This is a genomic window from Marinomonas posidonica IVIA-Po-181 (assembly GCF_000214215.1).
In the GTDB taxonomy this organism is placed as follows: domain Bacteria; phylum Pseudomonadota; class Gammaproteobacteria; order Pseudomonadales; family Marinomonadaceae; genus Marinomonas; species Marinomonas posidonica.
This window is the reverse complement of sequence record NC_015559.1, coordinates 3285086-3300942: the sequence shown is the minus strand read 5'-3', so window position 1 is coordinate 3300942 and position 15857 is coordinate 3285086. Positions and strand designations below refer to the sequence as shown.

Annotated in this window: 14 protein-coding genes; 12 read left to right on the top strand and 2 right to left on the bottom strand. The window is 45.7% G+C overall.

Annotation, left to right across the window (positions count from 1 at the left end):
• Nucleotides 1-108 precede the first annotated feature (108 nt).
• The 12 genes from amaB (at nucleotide 109) to MAR181_RS15120 (ending at nucleotide 14579) form a co-directional block, all read left to right on the top strand.
• Complete coding sequence (gene amaB / locus MAR181_RS15175; protein ID WP_013797482.1) at nucleotides 109-1653, top strand: L-piperidine-6-carboxylate dehydrogenase; 1545 nt, start codon at nucleotides 109-111, stop codon at nucleotides 1651-1653.
• Nucleotides 1654-1682: 29 nt separating this feature from the next.
• On the top strand, nucleotides 1683-2954 hold the full coding sequence (locus tag MAR181_RS15170) for an NAD(P)/FAD-dependent oxidoreductase (protein WP_013797481.1): 1272 nt from the start codon (nucleotides 1683-1685) through the stop codon (nucleotides 2952-2954).
• Between the two features lie 122 nt (nucleotides 2955-3076).
• Nucleotides 3077-3985 (top strand): LysR substrate-binding domain-containing protein, encoded by a 909-nt coding sequence (locus MAR181_RS15165; protein WP_013797480.1) that lies wholly within the window; start codon nucleotides 3077-3079, stop codon nucleotides 3983-3985.
• 91 nt (nucleotides 3986-4076) lie between these two features.
• Nucleotides 4077-5606: a 2,3-bisphosphoglycerate-independent phosphoglycerate mutase gene (gene gpmI, locus MAR181_RS15160; protein ID WP_013797479.1), complete on the top strand. Its 1530-nt coding sequence runs from the start codon at nucleotides 4077-4079 to the stop codon at nucleotides 5604-5606.
• Nucleotides 5607-5613: 7 nt separating this feature from the next.
• Nucleotides 5614-6747: a murein hydrolase activator EnvC family protein gene (locus MAR181_RS15155; protein WP_013797478.1), complete on the top strand. Its 1134-nt coding sequence runs from the start codon at nucleotides 5614-5616 to the stop codon at nucleotides 6745-6747.
• Nucleotides 6748-6769: 22 nt separating this feature from the next.
• Nucleotides 6770-8041 carry a S41 family peptidase gene (locus MAR181_RS15150; RefSeq protein WP_013797477.1) on the top strand — a complete coding sequence of 424 codons (1272 nt, stop codon included), beginning with the start codon at nucleotides 6770-6772 and terminating at the stop codon, nucleotides 8039-8041.
• A gap of 5 nt (nucleotides 8042-8046) precedes the next feature.
• Nucleotides 8047-9156 carry a divergent polysaccharide deacetylase family protein gene (locus MAR181_RS18150; RefSeq protein WP_013797476.1) on the top strand — a complete coding sequence of 370 codons (1110 nt, stop codon included), beginning with the start codon at nucleotides 8047-8049 and terminating at the stop codon, nucleotides 9154-9156.
• A gap of 445 nt (nucleotides 9157-9601) precedes the next feature.
• Nucleotides 9602-10717, top strand: coding sequence for a branched-chain amino acid ABC transporter substrate-binding protein (locus MAR181_RS15140; protein WP_013797475.1), 1116 nt, complete (start codon nucleotides 9602-9604; stop codon nucleotides 10715-10717).
• Nucleotides 10718-10799: 82 nt separating this feature from the next.
• Complete coding sequence (locus tag MAR181_RS15135) at nucleotides 10800-11711, top strand: ABC transporter permease subunit (protein ID WP_013797474.1); 912 nt, start codon at nucleotides 10800-10802, stop codon at nucleotides 11709-11711.
• A complete protein-coding gene (livM, locus tag MAR181_RS15130; RefSeq protein WP_013797473.1) occupies nucleotides 11711-12991 on the top strand; it encodes a high-affinity branched-chain amino acid ABC transporter permease LivM in 1281 nt (426 codons plus the stop codon). The genes MAR181_RS15135 and livM overlap by 1 nt, the downstream gene beginning before the upstream one ends.
• The gene (locus tag MAR181_RS15125) at nucleotides 12988-13869 is read left to right on the top strand and encodes an ABC transporter ATP-binding protein (protein ID WP_013797472.1); all 882 of its coding nucleotides are present in this window, start codon (nucleotides 12988-12990) and stop codon (nucleotides 13867-13869) included. Before livM ends, MAR181_RS15125 begins: the two co-directional genes overlap by 4 nt.
• Nucleotides 13866-14579 (top strand): ABC transporter ATP-binding protein, encoded by a 714-nt coding sequence (locus MAR181_RS15120; RefSeq protein WP_013797471.1) that lies wholly within the window; start codon nucleotides 13866-13868, stop codon nucleotides 14577-14579. Before MAR181_RS15125 ends, MAR181_RS15120 begins: the two co-directional genes overlap by 4 nt.
• A gap of 109 nt (nucleotides 14580-14688) precedes the next feature.
• On the opposite strand, the gene tsaC is transcribed toward MAR181_RS15120, so the two are convergent.
• Together tsaC and MAR181_RS15110 are read right to left on the bottom strand one after the other, a co-directional pair.
• A complete protein-coding gene (gene tsaC, locus MAR181_RS15115) occupies nucleotides 14689-15246 on the bottom strand; it encodes an L-threonylcarbamoyladenylate synthase type 1 TsaC (protein WP_013797470.1) in 558 nt (185 codons plus the stop codon).
• 126 nt (nucleotides 15247-15372) lie between these two features.
• A complete protein-coding gene (locus MAR181_RS15110) occupies nucleotides 15373-15753 on the bottom strand; it encodes a DUF3461 family protein (RefSeq protein WP_013797469.1) in 381 nt (126 codons plus the stop codon).
• Nucleotides 15754-15857 lie beyond the last annotated feature (104 nt).

The window sequence follows — 15857 nt, the reverse complement described above, 5'->3', positions numbered from 1 at the left end:
TATAGGAAAAAACTAGACCACCAGCAGAAAAAGCATATTTCTCATTTCTATCTTGGCTGGGATAAGGTGAAAGCATCTTTCGAATTGACCTATATAAAGAGGCAAAATATGTCACAGACTTGCTTAGAAATGTTGGGTATTAACAAGCTAAAAGAGGGCGATACTTACTATAGTGTGATGACTGGGAACACAATGTCATTAGGCCATGGTGCCGCTTTTTCTGCCAACAGTCCAATTGATGGGGCCGTTCTATCCAGCTTTTTGAATGCCACGCCAGAGCAATTAGATGAGGTTAGCGCCGAATTGAAAGCGGCATTTAAAGCCTTACGTACTATTCCTGCGCCGCGTCGTGGTGAGCTTGTTCGTCGTATTGGTGAAGAAGCTCGTAAGTATAAACACGAATTGGCACAAGTGATTTCGCTGGAAGCAGGCAAAATTATGGCAGAGGCGTTGGGTGAAGTGCAGGAATGGATTGATGTGTGTGATTTTGCCGTCGGTCAGTCACGAATGCTGCATGGTTTGTCTATTGTCTCTGAACGCCCTGGCCACCGTATGATGGAACAATGGCAGCCACTGGGCCCAGTGGCGGTGATTACGGCGTTTAATTTCCCTATGGCGGTTTGGTCTTGGAATGCTATGTTAGGTCTCATTTGTGGTGATCCAATCTTGCTCAAGCCGTCTGAAAAAGCGCCACTCTGTGCTTTAGCCATGTATCAAATTGCGCAAAATGTGTTGGCGGATATGCCTGACATACCCAAAGCCTCTGTCTCTGTGATGATTGGTGATCGTGATCTTGGTGAAGCCATTGCCGCGAGTGAGACCTTTCCTCTTGTGTCAGCGACAGGTTCGACTGCAATGGGACGAGCAGTGGCTCAAACGGTGGCAGCGCGTTTAGGTCGCTCATTGCTCGAATTAGGCGGTAACAATGCCATGATTGTCTCAGACACAGCGGATTTGGATTTGGCATTACGCGCCATTGTGTTTTCCGCAGCAGGCACAGCAGGACAGCGTTGTACGACGTTGCGACGTTTGATTTGTCATGACGACATTGTGGACAGCTTGGTGTCTCGTTTGGAGAAATCCTATTCGTCTTTGCCGATTGGCAACCCTTTGACAGAGGGAACTCTGGTCGGACCATTGATTGATGCGGGAAGTTATCAGCGGATGCAGGCGGCTCTAGAATCTGCGAAGCAGCAAGGCGGCGAAATGGTGTGTGGTGGTGAACGTGTTACCGAAGGCGTACCTCAAGGTGGCTATTATGTAAAACCAGCTATTGTACGCATTGCTCATGACGCGCCGATTGTGCACGAAGAAACCTTCGCGCCTATTTTATATGTTTTAACTTACACAGATTTTGCGGAGGCCGTGGAGATCCAAAATGAAGTACCGCAGGGCTTATCGTCTGCAGTCTTCACTGAGAGCATGCGCGAAGCCGAATTCTTTATGTCGCCAGCGGGTTCTGACTGTGGTATCGCCAATGTCAATATTGGTACTTCTGGTGCTGAGATCGGTGGTGCATTTGGCGGCGAAAAAGACACAGGTGGTGGTCGTGAATCCGGTTCTGATGCTTGGCGAAATTACATGCGCCGTACGACGAATACGGTGAATTATGGTGGCGACTTGCCGTTAGCGCAAGGGATTGTCTTTGAGTAAGTTTGGCTTGGCTTAGTGAGGGTGTGTAGATGATGGAATCCCCTTGTCAGTCTCTTTGGCGAGCGAGTGCGACAGACGCCCCCCAGCTGAGTGCTTTAAAAGGATCGCATCAGGTTGATCTAGTGATTGTTGGGGCTGGTTTTACTGGGCTGTCAACAGCACTGCATTTAGCCAAAGAGGGCATGTCAGTCTTGTTATTGGAAGCCGATGAGCTCGGCTATGGTGGTTCAGGTCGGAATGTGGGCCTAGTCAATGCTGGGGTTTGGTTAGAGCCTGACTTATTGGATAAGCAGCTTGGTGTTGAGGCGGGAAGGCGAATGTATGATGCCCTTGCGGTGGCACCAGACTCTGTTTTTCAACTCATTGAAGAATATGGCATTGAGTGTGAGGCGACTCGAAATGGCACCTTGCACGCGGGCGTTGGTCAGGCAGGCTTGGCGCAATTAGAGCGTCGTTTTGCGCAATTAAAGTTGCGTGGTGCACCAGTGAGTTTATTGTCTGCCGAGCAAGCTCAAGCTCGCATTGGCTCAGACAAGTTTAATGGGGCTTTGTTTGATCCAAGAGCGGGGACCATTCAGCCCTTGTCTTATGTTCGGGGACTTGCCAAAGCGGCCTTAAAAGAAGGGGCGAAATTGTTTGAGTATTCACCTGTAACCAGTTTGACGTCTTCACAGGGAAATTGGTTAGTCAAAACGCCTCTTGGAGAAGTGACGGCCAGTAAGGTGATTTTAGCCACCAATGCTTATTGCCAATATGGTGTGGCAAATCAGTCGAGTAAATTTGTCCCCATTGCTTACTCTCAATTAGCGAGTCAGCCATTAACCTCATCTCAGCTTGCTAAGATATTGCCAAACAAAGAAGGGGTTTGGGACACCTGCACTGTGATGAGTTCTTTTCGTTTAGACCAACATGGGCGGTTGATTTTTGGCGGCATGGGAGCAGAAGGGCGAGTCTTGTCAAATTGGGCATCACAACGCGTAAGAGAGCTTTTTCCGTCGCTCGGTAAATTAACTTGGGAGTATAGTTGGACAGGGAAAATTGCGTACAGTGCGGATCATTTACCTCATTGTCAGCAGCTTAAGGAAGGTTTGTTGAGTATTTCGGGTTACAGTGGCCGTGGTATTGGTCCTGGCACTGTGATGGGGATGGAGTTAGCACAATGGATAACAGGGCAGCGAGAAGCGTTATCTGTGCCCATGACAAAGCTAAAAGACATTCCATTTCGTGAGATACAACGTATTTTTTACGAGTTAGGAGCACAAACTTATCATTTGGGGCAGCAAACTCATGCCTTACGTTAGCGAAAAAATGCGCATCTTTTTGGTGCGATTTTACGCGTTATTTGCTTTTTACTGGTTGGGAATTATCACGTTATAGGATACAGTGGTTGGCTTATGTTTTTAGCTAATGAGTAGCGCCTAGCATGCGTCGTTATATCCCATCCTCCACAGCTTTGAAGTGTTTCGAAGCTTCGGTTAGACATTTAAGCTTTACCAAGGCTGCAGAAGAGTTGCATCTAACTCAAAGTGCCGTAAGTCGTCAGATTCGTAATCTTGAAGAATTTCTTTCTCGTGACCTTTTTATTCGTCTTAATAAGCGCTTGGTACTGACGGGAACAGGGGCCGCTTATTATAAAGAAGTGGTGCCCTTGCTGGATCGAATGGAAAACGCATCCTTGCGAATGCTGCATCGTGAAGATGAAAAAACCACTCTGACCTTGTCGGCTTTGCCTACCCTGGCTTCATACTGGCTAATGCCATTACTGGCTGAGTTTCAGCGTCTTCACCCACAATTCCAAATCAAAGTTCGTTCATTAGACGATGCCGCTAAAATCGATCCAGATGCTGTGGATGTGATCTTGCATTACGGTGGCGATCATTGGCCAAGAGCGGTGTCCCATCAGTTGCTGAGGGAAGATGTTTTAGCTGTGTGTTCACCGCTTTTGTTAGAAAGGGTAGACGCGAGTAAGTCTGCTTGGCAAGTGGGGGATGTGACTCAGTTTCCTTTTTTGCATTTGTCGTCGAGAATTAATGCTTGGCCAGATTGGATGGTGTCGCAAGGTTTAGCAAGTGGTTCATTTGCCGGTGCTTCGTTCGCGCATTTTCATATGTTGTTAGAGGCGGCGAAGAACAGTATGGGGGTTGCTATTTTACCCTGTATTTTAGCGGACAAAAGTCTTGCTAGTGGTGAATTGGTGGCACCGTTTGGTGGGCCTGTGGCCACACCGCATGAATACCTTCTGTCGTACCCAGTTGATAAGGCCGATCTGGAGCAAGTGGTGGTATTTCGTGATTGGCTTTTAGCTGTCCTAGACCACCATAAACAAAATTAATGACCTGAATAGATTGGGCAGTCTGTAACAAAATTACAAGCCTGTGATAGTATCAAATAATAATCATGATCAATTTACGGGATAGATTACCATGAACAAAAAAACCACTGCCCTTTTCATCCTTGATGGTTGGGGCTACAGCGAAACCTCTAAATCCAACGCGATTGAGGCGGCAAACACACCGAATTGGGATAAGCTTTGGGCGAACTACCCTCATACTTTGATCAAAACATCTGGCTTGGCAGTGGGGTTACCTGACGGTCAAATGGGCAACTCAGAAGTCGGCCACATGAACTTAGGAGCCGGTCGAGTGGTGTATCAAAACTTCACCCGCATTGGTAAAGCGATTGAAGACGGTTCATTCTTCGACAATTCGGCTTTGGTGAATGCGGTAGATAAAGCCGTCGCAGCCGGAAAAGCCGTTCATATTTTAGGCTTGTTATCGGACGGTGGTGTACACAGTCATCATGAGCAAATTATGGCTATGTGTGAGTTAGCGGCGAAGCGTGGAGCGAAAGCCATTTATGTACACGGATTTACCGATGGTCGCGATACTCCGCCTCGTTCTGCACAAACGCCAGTCGCAGAACTTGAGAGTAAGCTGGTTGAATTGGGGGTTGGTAAAATCGCGACCTTGACCGGGCGTTATTATGCCATGGACCGAGACAATCGCTGGGAGCGAGTTCAAACCGCTTATGATGCCATTGTATTAGGCAAAGGCGAGTTTCAAGCCGAGACGGCTGAGCAAGCTGTTCAGGCCGCTTATGAACGTGACGAAAATGATGAGTTTGTGAAAGCATCTGTGATTGGTGACGCGGTTAAGGTGGAAGATGGCGATGCCATTGTGTTTGCTAACTTCCGTCCAGATCGTGCTCGTCAATTGACGCGAGCATTCACTGACGCTGGCTTTGATGGTTTCGAGCGTAAAGTTGTGCCCAATCTGTCTGCTTTCGTGACCTTTACAGAATACGCGTCTGATATTGCTGCGGATGTGGCTTTTCCACCTGAGTCATTGAAAAATACCTTAGGTGAAGTCTTGGCGAACCAAGGTAAGAAGCAATTGCGCATTGCGGAAACAGAAAAGTACGCACACGTGACTTTCTTCTTTAATGGCGGTGAAGAGGCCTTGTTCGACGGTGAAGAGCGTGAATTGATTCCATCGCCTAATGTAGCGACCTACGATTTACAACCAGAGATGAGTGCGCCGGAAGTCACCGATAAGCTGGTGGAAGTGATCGAAGCGGGCAAATACGACACCATTATTTGTAACTTCGCAAACGGTGACATGGTTGGACACAGTGGCATTTTCGAAGCGGCGGTGAAAGCGGTGGAAGCGGTGGATGCATGTCTTGGTCGAATTATGGCGGCATTAGAGGTGAATGGTGGCCAATGTTTGATTACGGCGGACCATGGTAACGTTGAGCAAATGCTAAGCGATGATGGTTCTCAGCCTCTTACCTCACATACAAACGGCCCTGTGCCTTTAGTGTTGTACTCACCGAGCCAAGGCTTGGGGCTGAACCAAGGTTCTTTGTGCGATCTTGCGCCGACCTTGTTGGATATGATGGGCATGGAGATTCCTAGTGAAATGACAGGCGTTAGTATCTTAACGCGTTCATGAGGTCATAATGATAGGCTTTATACGTTCTTTTCTGTTGTGCTTTATCCTACTGCCAAGTGTGAGCTTGGCGGTGGGAGAACCACAAACGCCAGAGGAAGCAAAACAGCAGATTCAGGCTTTGCAAAAAGATTTGAAAAAGCTCAATACTTGGCTGAAAGAAATCAAATCAGAACGTTCGGATGTTGAAAAGCAACTTGAAGGAAAAGAGAAAGACATTCAAGAGTTATTGAAGAAGATTCAAAGCATTCAAGACAGCTTAAAAAAGGGTGAGCAGCAGCTGAGCGAGTTGAGGGTTCAGCAGCGGTCACTGCAATTAAGCATCCAACAACAGAACGATCAAATAGCCGCCCAATTAAGGGCGGTTTATCGTTCAGGCAAAGAAGAAAGTATTAAACTCTTTTTAAACGGCAATAATTCGGAAGATGCGCAGCGTTTGGTGCAATATAACCGCTACTTCTCGAATGCCCGACAGTCATTGATTAATGGCTTTATCACTGAAGTTAATGACCTAAATTTGGTGGAAAAAAGCATTCGCAGTCATCGTGCTCAACAAGCGCGAGAAGACGTTGAATTGAGATCACAACGTAAAAGCCTGCTTTCTCAGCAGTCGCAGCGACGAACCTTGTTAGCGAAACTGGACAGTGACCTTGCCAAAGGGGGTCAAAAAGCCAATCAATTGAAACAGGACCAGCAAAACTTACAGGCTTTATTGCAGCAACTGGAAGAAGCCTTAGCCGATATTCAAATTCCCGATCCTGAAGTGCCTTTTTCTTCTCTCCGTGGCCAGCTGGTCAATCCGTTAAAGCGGATGGCAAAACTGCCTTCTGGTGGTATTGATTTAGGGGGGGTGACACTGAAAGCTCAAGAGGGCGAACCTGTGCGAGCTATTTCACAAGGTCGAGTGGTGTTTGCGGATTGGATGCGCGGCTTTGGTTTTTTGCTGATTTTGGACCATGGCGACGGTTATATGTCTATGTATGGTTATAATCAAAGTTTACTAAAAGAAGTTGGCGAATGGGTTGGTGCTAATGATATTGTAGCCATGGCAGGCAGTACAGGCGGTCGTCCTGATAGCGCCTTATTTTTTGCGATACGACACAATGGTGCGCCGCTGAACCCATTGTCTTGGGTGTCAGGTTAGAGAACAGTTTATAGGAATGAATATGGTCAATTTTCTGCGTTATGGCATCTTGGTATGTTTGTTGTCGAGTATCATGCCCGTTGCTTTTGCTGTCGACGCGAACCAGGATTCTGTTTTACCCACAGCGGAAATCCAATCCTTCGTTGAAACCTTTGAAACCATTCGCGAAGGCTATGTTGAAGTTCTGTCGGATGAGGAGATTCTTCATAAGGCCTTAAAAGGCATGGCGGCAGGTCTTGATCCGCATTCTGAGTATTTCACCAGAACTGAGTTAGTGGCATTTAATGAACTGACGTCAGGCAATTATGCCGGCATTGGTGTCGAAGTTGAGATGAAAGACAAGCGTCTCACCGTGGTCACGCCAATTGATGGCTCTGCAGCATCTGAAGCGGGGATTCTACCGGGCGATGTGATCGTACGCATTAATAAGACACTGATCACAGATTTAGGGATGCAGGACATCATTACCTTAATGCGAGGAGAGGTTGGCACTAAGGTCAGTTTAGACATTGAGCGTAATGGTGAGATTCAACCGTTTGAGTTGACTCGCCGTTTGGTTGAAGATGCCAGTGTTTCTTACAAATGGTTGGAAGGTGCAATCGCGTATTTCCGTATCAGTCAGTTCCAAGGTGATACGGCTGATGAGTTCAATAAGGCCATCAAAAAATTGCAAGCAGAGAAAAGCATTCAAGGGGTCGTATTGGACTTGCGAAATAACCCAGGTGGCGTATTACAAAGTGCCGTTGGTGTGGTGGATGCCTTTATTAATTCCGGCATGATTGTCTATACCGACGGACGTCATGAAATGTCTAAAAGTCAGTATGTTGCGAGTAGCCGCACCACCTTATTTGAGAAAGAGCCTTTGGTGGTATTGGTCAATGAAGGTTCGGCTTCGGCATCGGAGATTGTTGCAGGAGCTTTGCAAGATCATCGGCGAGCGGTGATATTAGGGACGGAAACCTTTGGTAAAGGGTCTGTTCAAACCGTGGTACCACTCTCTAATGGCGATGCTGTGAAGTTAACCACGGCCTTGTATTACACGCCAAATGGTCGCTCTATCCAGGCCCAAGGCATTCAGCCAGACTTAGTGGTGCCGCAAGCCAGTTTAAGTTTTGATGAGGGCCAGTTTTTTGTGAAAGAGGCTGAGTTAAAAGGTCATCTTGGCAATGGCACAGGTGGTGAAGAGCGAACCAGTGCCGATGTCGTAACCGGCATTGGAGAACTGGCTAAAACCGATTTCCAATTATTCCAAGCTGTGACTTTGCTAAAGACGCTTCCTAAACTGATTCAATAGTTGTGATGTATCCCGTGAAAACCTACCTAACGGACGCCAGTGTTAAACTGGCGTCTTTGATTATATTTTTTGTCTGTAGTAATACATTGTTTTTGTCGGCTGCTTGGGCTGCGGATGACTATGTTACCTTGGAGCGGCCTTCTAAAACGGAAGATGTTTTCGATTTAAGTGAGTATTTGGCCCTACCAGAACAAAAAATGCCGAAAGAGCCTGAATGGCTTGGTCCTATTTTACCTGTGACACCCACGCCAAAAACGCTTGAAAATACTTATCCAATCATTGATTCAGAACACACATGGAAACCTATTGTTGCGCCTATCTTACTCCCTCCTGAGTCAGCACAACCAATCTTGCCTAAGCCGGATGAGACACCCTTAAATGAGGAAAACTCGATGGCGAAAAAAGGCTTTATGGACGATCACCCCAAACCACCTAAGATCGCTATTTTAATTGATGATTTAGGCTATAACCGTCGTGGTATGGAAGCGTCTTTGGCTTTGCCGATGGAAGTGGCTTTGGCCATCTTACCTGAGACACCTTATGCCCATCAGACAGCGGTCCGGGCGCAAGCGCAATCACGTATGACGTTATTGCACGCGCCGATGGAAAACCAAAGAGAATTAAAACTTGGTCCTGGTGGGCTCTATGCCAAGATGTCAGAACAAGAATTGAAAGCGGTGCTTATTAAGGATCTTGAAGGCCTTCCTGGAATTCAGGGCGCTAATAATCACATGGGCAGCTTACTTACCACTAAGACAGAATCAATGAAATGGGTGATGGAGGTGCTAAAAGCGCGTTCGCTCTTTTTTATTGACAGTTTAACCAGTCCAGACAGTGTGGCTGAAAAAACGGCGCAAGAGTATGGTTTGAGGACAGTCCGTCGAGATGTGTTTCTGGATAATATTCGAACAGAACAAGCCATAGACAGACAATTCTCTCGTTTACTAAAACTGGCTCGTCGCCATGGTAGTGCTTTAGCAATTGGTCACCCATACCCAGAAACCATGTCTTATTTACAGAAAAGGTTAGTTGATTTGGGGCGAGATGGTGTGCGTTTAGTGGTGCTTTCAGAGCTGCTTAAAGCCCCCCAATCCTCTATGAAAGCGAAAAAATAGTATAGCCAGACTTTTTTGATATAAAGATCAGACTTTTTTGCAATTTTTTCCGAACGCTTTGTACTAAATTATAAGGAGGGCATTGGTTTTTTTAACCACAGCGCCTAACATTCTCCCTTATTGCCTTCATGCCATGGTTTTACGTGGTGAGAAGGTTTTCTCTCGCCAGTTAAAAATTCTGAAATCCCCTCTTCTGCTGGTGAATTATTCTTGCTTATTCTCTTTTTGTAGTGGAATGCTTCCTTTTTGTTGTAAATAGCAGTGCACCACTATTGACCAAACTTTAAACAACTATTAAGGTGTAGCCTTATTCTAGTGCACATTTCTTGAATAATTGCATTGTCGTTTCCTTTATCAATACTAGGTTTAGGGGTTGGTATTGATTGGAACGCTTCTTGCTTTTGGATAATAACGATAAAACACAAAACGAGTAGAGGCTTTTCTTATGTCAAATGCGGTAATTAGAAAAACATTGATATCTCTTGCTGTCGCTGGTTCAGTAACACTGGCACATGCGGACGTGGTCATCGGCGTTGCAGGTCCTCATACTGGAGCTTATGCAGCATTTGGTGCTCAGCTATGGAATGGTGCTTCCGCGGCCGCGAAAGCGATTAATGATGCTGGCGGTATCGATGGTGAAATGATTAAACTGGTAAAAGCAGATGATGCTTGTGAACCTAAGCAGGCTGTTTCTGTTGCCAACCGTTTGGTGGATTCTGATGAAGCCGTCGCTGTGGTTGGTCACTTCTGTTCTTCTTCTTCAATCCCAGCTTCTAATATTTATGAAGAAGCGGGTGTATTACAGGTAACCCCTGCATCGACTAACCCAGGATACACGGATCGAGGATTGCCAAATGTTTTCCGTGTCTGTGGTCGTGATGACCAGCAAGGCGATGTTGCTGCTAGCTATATTGTGGATACCCTAGGCGCTAAAAATGTCGCCGTCATTCATGATAAAGACACCTATGGTAAAGGCTTGGCCGATGCCATGAAATCGACTTTGAATGCTTATGGCGTGAAAGAAGTGCTGTATGAAGGTCTGACCCGTGGTGAAAAAGACTTTAACGCCCTAGTAACCAAAATCCGTTCAGTTGATGCCGACGTTGTTTACTTTGGTGGTTTGCATTCAGAAGCTGGTCCTTTTGTTCGCCAATTGCGTGAGCAAGGTTCAAAAGCCATCTTCATCTCAGGTGATGGTATCGTGTCGGACGAATTTGTATCGGTTGCGGGTTCTCCTAAGTATGTCGATGGTGTCTTGATGACCTTCGGTGCGGATCCAACCAGTTATGCTGCTGGTAAAGAAGTCGTTAATCAATTCCGTGCAGATGGTATTGAACCAGAAGGTTACGTGATGTACTCCTATGCTGCGATGCAAGTTGTAGCAGAAGCGCTTAAACAAACCGATCTGGATCCTGTCAAAGCAGCTGACTGGCTACACGGTCATAAAGTTGAGACGGTTATGGGAACCAAATCTTTTGATGAAAAAGGCGACTTGCTAGTGTCTGACTACGTTATGTACGAGTGGGATGACAAAGGCAAATACAGCATGTTAGACATGTAATTTACTGCTCTCTAAAAATCATGGGCTGGCTGAACATCGCTGGCCCATGTGCCTTTCTGTTTATGTTCCCAAGAGGTTTTTGATGGATATCATTCTCCAGCAATTGGTTAACGGGCTTTCCCTTGGCTCAGTGTATGGGCTTATTGCGATTGGGTACACCATGGTCTATGGGATCATTGGTATGATCAACTTCGCCCACGGCGATGTTTACATGGTGTCCGCTTATGTCACGGCAATTGCCATTGCAATGCTGTCTTTTTTCGGTATTGAGTCTTTTCCTGTTGTTATCCTAGGGACACTCATTTTTACGATTTTTGTGACTGGTGTTTATGGTTGGGTGATCGAACGTGTTGCTTATCGTCCTTTGCGAGGCTCCAGTCGCCTTTCTATCTTGATTTCTGCTATCGGTATGTCTCTGATTTTGCAGAACTATGTCCAAATTAGCCAAGGAGCGAAACAGCAAGGGGTGCCAACCTTATTGTCAGGCGCGATTCGTTTTGATGTGGGTGATGGCTTTGTTCAGCTGACCTATATGAAACTGTTTATCCTGTGCGCCTCTTTCATTGGTATGGGCGTATTGACTTACATTATTCAAAAAACCAAATTAGGCCGTATGTGTCGAGCTACTCAGCAAGACCCTAAAATGGCGTCTATTTTGGGGATCGACACAGATAAAATCATTTCAACTGTGTTTGTCATTGGCGCCACAATGGCGGCGTTAGCCGGTGTGTTAGTGACCCTTGATTACGGTGGTTTTGATTTCTATGTGGGCTTTATTATTGGTATTAAAGCTTTTACTGCTGCGGTATTAGGAGGCATTGGTTCATTACCTGGTGCCATGTTGGGTGGTATCATTCTCGGCCTTTCTGAAGCCTTGTTTGCTGGCTTGATTAGTTCAGATTATAAAGACGTGTTCTCTTTCTCTTTGCTGGTCATTATCTTGATTTTTCGACCAAGTGGCCTATTGGGTAAACCTGAAGTGGAGAAGGTGTAATGAGCCAAGCTGCGGTAAGTATTGATTACAAAAAAAGCGTGATAGATGCCGTTATTGCAGGCTTATTAGCGCTAATTGTCTTTGGCCCCATTGTTGGCATTGTGTTGGATGGTTATGACTTTCATGCAGAGCCTAAGCGTTTACTGTGGATTGTGGTTGTGGTGATGGCAGGACGTTTACTGGCCTCTGTTTTATTTCAAACGAAACGCGGGAAAGTCTTACTTTATAAACACAGTTCAAAAGACGATGGTGTGCATGTCTTGCCACCAGGTCATAAGTCCAAATTGCGTTGGGTGATTCCATTAGTCATTGTCATTGCTTTTTTAATGCCTTTTGTGGCGACCAAGTATATTTTAACTGTGATTATCCTAGGGCTCATTTATGTTTTACTGGGCCTTGGCTTAAACATAGTCGTGGGTTTGGCCGGATTATTAGACTTAGGTTTTGTCGGTTTTTATGCCATTGGCGCTTATGGATTGGCGTTAGGCTATGAAAATCTGGGTTTGGGCTTTTGGTCTATGTTACCGCTGGCAGCCATAATTGCGGCGTTTGCTGGCGCAATTCTAGGGTTTCCTGTGTTAAGGATGCATGGCGATTACTTAGCGATTGTGACCCTTGGCTTTGGTGAGATCATTCGTTTGGTATTAACAAACTGGACGAGCCTCACGCATGGGCCAAATGGTATGAATGCGCCATTACCCACTCTTTTTGGACTCGAGTTTAAGCGTCGTGCCAGCGAAGGGCATGTGCCTTTTCATGAGTTCTTTGGCTTGTCGTATAGCTCTGCCTATAAATACATTTTCATTTATCTTGTCTTGCTGCTGGTGGTGTTGGGGGTGCTATACGTTAAAAAACGCCTGACCAAAATGCCCATTGGCCGTGCCTGGGAAGCTCTTCGTGAAGATGAAATCGCGTGTCGTTCACTGGGTCTAAATCATGTATTGGTGAAGTTATCAGCGTTCATGATTGGCGCCTCTACCGGTGGTTTGGCGGGCGTCTTCTTTGCGACTTATCAGGGGTTTGTTAACCCGTCTTCTTTCACTTTCTTTGAGTCAGCTTTAATCCTTGCCATTGTGGTTCTAGGGGGGATGGGCTCTACTTTAGGTGTGGTGATTGCCGCCTTTGTATTGACTGTGCTACCTGAAGTGTTGCGAGAGGTGGCAGAATTCCGAGTATTGGCATTTGGTATGTTGATGGTATTAATGATGATCTGGAAGCCTCGTGGATTAATTCGTATGACAAGGACAGGTGTTGCGCTGCGTGAGGGGAAGGTGGAATGAGCCAAGATAGTATTTTAAAAGTAGACAATTTGGTCATGCACTTTGGGGGGATTAAAGCCCTAAATAACATAGATTTTGAAATTAAACGGGGTTCTGTCTCAGCGTTAATTGGTCCAAACGGGGCTGGCAAAACCACGGTATTTAACTGCTTAACCGGCTTTTACAAAGCCACCGGTGGCGACATCATGTTGCATGCCAGTGGTAAGCGTACCAGTGTGATTGAAGTATTGGGTGAGCCTTTTAAAGGGGGGGATTTTGTTAATCCCATCGCCTTCGCTAAGCGTCTTAAATATAAAATGTTTGGTGGCTCTCATTTAGTGAACCGTGCGGGCCTGTCACGTACTTTCCAGAATATTCGATTGTTCAAAGAAATGTCCGTGGTTGAAAATCTATTGGTGGCGCAACACATGCGGGTAAACCGTAGTCTGGTCTCAGGCATTTTGAATACCAAAGCATTTAAAAAGTCAGAAGAAGAAGCGCTCGAGCGTGCTTTTTATTGGCTTGGTGTGGTGGATTTGAAAGACTTTGCTAACCGCTTGGCTGGTGAACTTTCTTATGGTCAGCAACGTCGTTTGGAAATTGCTCGTGCCATGTGTACCAATCCGGAAATTGTCTGTCTGGATGAGCCTGCCGCCGGTTTAAACCCTTCTGAAACAGAAGCCTTAACTAAAATGATACGGGTATTACGTGATGAGCATAATACGACGGTTTTATTGATCGAGCATGATATGGGCATGGTAATGAATATTTCAGATTACATTGTGGTTTTAGACCATGGTGAAGTCATTGCCAAAGGGGGTCCAGAAGACATTAAATCAAACCCTAAAGTGATTGCCGCTTATCTGGGAGCCGAAGAAGGCGAAGAGGTGACACTATGAGCAGCTTAATGGAATTCAAGGATGTCGATGTTCATTACGGACCCATTCAGGCATTGAAAAAAGTCTCGCTCAACGTTAATGAAGGGGAAATTGTAACCTTGATTGGCGCGAATGGTGCCGGAAAATCGACCTTGTTGATGTCGATTTTCGGACAGCCCAGGATTTCGTCAGGTCAGATTATTTACCGTGGCGAAGACATTTCCAAAAAATCGGCTCACTATGTGGCGTCACATGGCTTAGCTCAATCTCCTGAAGGTCGTCGAATCTTTCCGGGCATGACAGTGGAAGAGAACCTTCTGATGGGGACGATTCCAATTGGCATGGACCATGCGGAAGAAGACATGCGAAAGATGTTTGATTTGTTTCCGCGCTTAGAAGAGCGTCGTACTCAAAGAGCATCAACCATGTCTGGTGGTGAACAACAGATGCTGGCCATTGCACGAGCTTTGATGAGTCGTCCAACGCTGTTGTTACTTGACGAGCCGAGCTTGGGGTTGGCGCCGATTATTGTGAAGCAAATCTTTGAAATTCTCAAAGACGTTGCGAGCACAGGTATGACCATTTTCTTAGTGGAGCAGAATGCCAATCATGCCCTGAAATTGGCTGATCGTGGTTATGTTATGGTCAATGGTGAAATTCGCATGACTGGAACCGGTGATGAATTACTAGTGAACCCTGAAGTGAGAGAGGCCTATCTAGGCGGCCATTGAGTTCGTTAAGTGTCAATAAAAACGGCGTCTTGTTTTATGCACAAGACGCCGTTTTTTTATGAGTGTGAATAACTGATTGAGTTTTCAACAGAATTATCAAACTCGATGCTCAGGCTCTAAATAATTTACCAGTTACTATGTCTTTAACTTGAGATGGTTGATCAGCTTGCCCCAACGGCGCTTGATAAATGCCATCGATCTGATCACCAAAGTAATGGCTGACGTCTTCTGCTGTCATGGCTGGGTCAAGCCCTGCGGGATTAGCTGAGGTGGATACAATGACACCGCCAAACGCCTGACAAAGTGCTTGTACGGCCTTGTGTTGTGTCAGTCTAATGGCAACGCTTTGATGCTCGCCACGCACCCAATTTGGCGTGATTTGAGTATCAGGAACTACCCAAGAGATTGGACGATCCGTCTTGCTGATTAAACGTTGTGCGGCGTCTTCCGATAGCGTATTGATCCACGGTTTTAGTTGAGAAGGGTCACCAGCAATGAGGATTAACCCTTTCGCTTCTGGTCGAGACTTTAGTGCTAAGATCCGTCTCACTGCAGTTTGATTAAACGGGTCACATCCAAGTCCCCAAACCGCCTCAGTAGGGTAAGCAATCACGCCGCCTTGTTGAAGAATATTGGCAAGTTCCGCCGTGGAAGTTATGAGTTTCATGATAGACCAGTGCAAGAAAGCGTTAAAAAAAAGAGGGCTGAATTGTAGCGGTAATTTCTAATATGAGCCAGTATTGGCTGGGCTTAACGCCTCAGCCAATGGGTTGTTTAAGGCCGAAGGTTAGCCTTATGACATAGCATCAATCTTTTCTTTGATTTCACTAATTTTACTGTTAACAACTTTTTCAAGGTGTTCTAATTCTTTAATTAGATCTTCTTTAGATGCCTTGCTTTCGTGTTGTTTGCCAACGATTTGCTCTAGCTCTTCCATTGCTCTTAGGACAACAAGAGAAGGTTCTTGTACTTGGCGATAAGTTTGTTGACCGCCATCGGCCAATACCGTTTTTGTTGAACGACCAAATTTGAATTTTTTACTTTTAGGTAACAAAGAGCCTTTTTCGCGACGGTAATAGATTTTTAACACATCGTAGCCGGCTTCATAACGTAGAGTGAATTTTTCAATGTCTTGAATACTGGTAACGCCCATTGACTGAAGTGTTGGATGCATATGAATTTTCCCTATTGTTAGTGTATAAATCTTATTCTTAATTAGTATGGGATTGTGGTCTGAAAAGCAAGTTTAAATTGGCTTGAAGATAAGAAGAAGCCAGT

Bases quoted from the DNA above. Each gene is read 5' to 3' on its own strand.
- amaB (WP_013797482.1), top strand. From the start codon at position 109: ATGTCACAGACTTGCTTAGAAATGTTGGGTATTAACAAGCTAAAAGAG.
- MAR181_RS15170 (WP_013797481.1), top strand. From the start codon at position 1,683: ATGATGGAATCCCCTTGTCAGTCTCTTTGGCGAGCGAGTGCGACAGAC.
- MAR181_RS15165 (WP_013797480.1), top strand. From the start codon at position 3,077: ATGCGTCGTTATATCCCATCCTCCACAGCTTTGAAGTGTTTCGAAGCT.
- gpmI (WP_013797479.1), top strand. From the start codon at position 4,077: ATGAACAAAAAAACCACTGCCCTTTTCATCCTTGATGGTTGGGGCTAC.
- MAR181_RS15155 (WP_013797478.1), top strand. From the start codon at position 5,614: ATGATAGGCTTTATACGTTCTTTTCTGTTGTGCTTTATCCTACTGCCA.
- MAR181_RS15150 (WP_013797477.1), top strand. From the start codon at position 6,770: ATGGTCAATTTTCTGCGTTATGGCATCTTGGTATGTTTGTTGTCGAGT.
- MAR181_RS18150 (WP_013797476.1), top strand. From the start codon at position 8,047: ATGTATCCCGTGAAAACCTACCTAACGGACGCCAGTGTTAAACTGGCG.
- MAR181_RS15140 (WP_013797475.1), top strand. From the start codon at position 9,602: ATGTCAAATGCGGTAATTAGAAAAACATTGATATCTCTTGCTGTCGCT.
- MAR181_RS15135 (WP_013797474.1), top strand. From the start codon at position 10,800: ATGGATATCATTCTCCAGCAATTGGTTAACGGGCTTTCCCTTGGCTCA.
- livM (WP_013797473.1), top strand. From the start codon at position 11,711: ATGAGCCAAGCTGCGGTAAGTATTGATTACAAAAAAAGCGTGATAGAT.
- MAR181_RS15125 (WP_013797472.1), top strand. From the start codon at position 12,988: ATGAGCCAAGATAGTATTTTAAAAGTAGACAATTTGGTCATGCACTTT.
- MAR181_RS15120 (WP_013797471.1), top strand. From the start codon at position 13,866: ATGAGCAGCTTAATGGAATTCAAGGATGTCGATGTTCATTACGGACCC.
- tsaC (WP_013797470.1), bottom strand. From the start codon at position 15,246: ATGAAACTCATAACTTCCACGGCGGAACTTGCCAATATTCTTCAACAA.
- MAR181_RS15110 (WP_013797469.1), bottom strand. From the start codon at position 15,753: ATGCATCCAACACTTCAGTCAATGGGCGTTACCAGTATTCAAGACATT.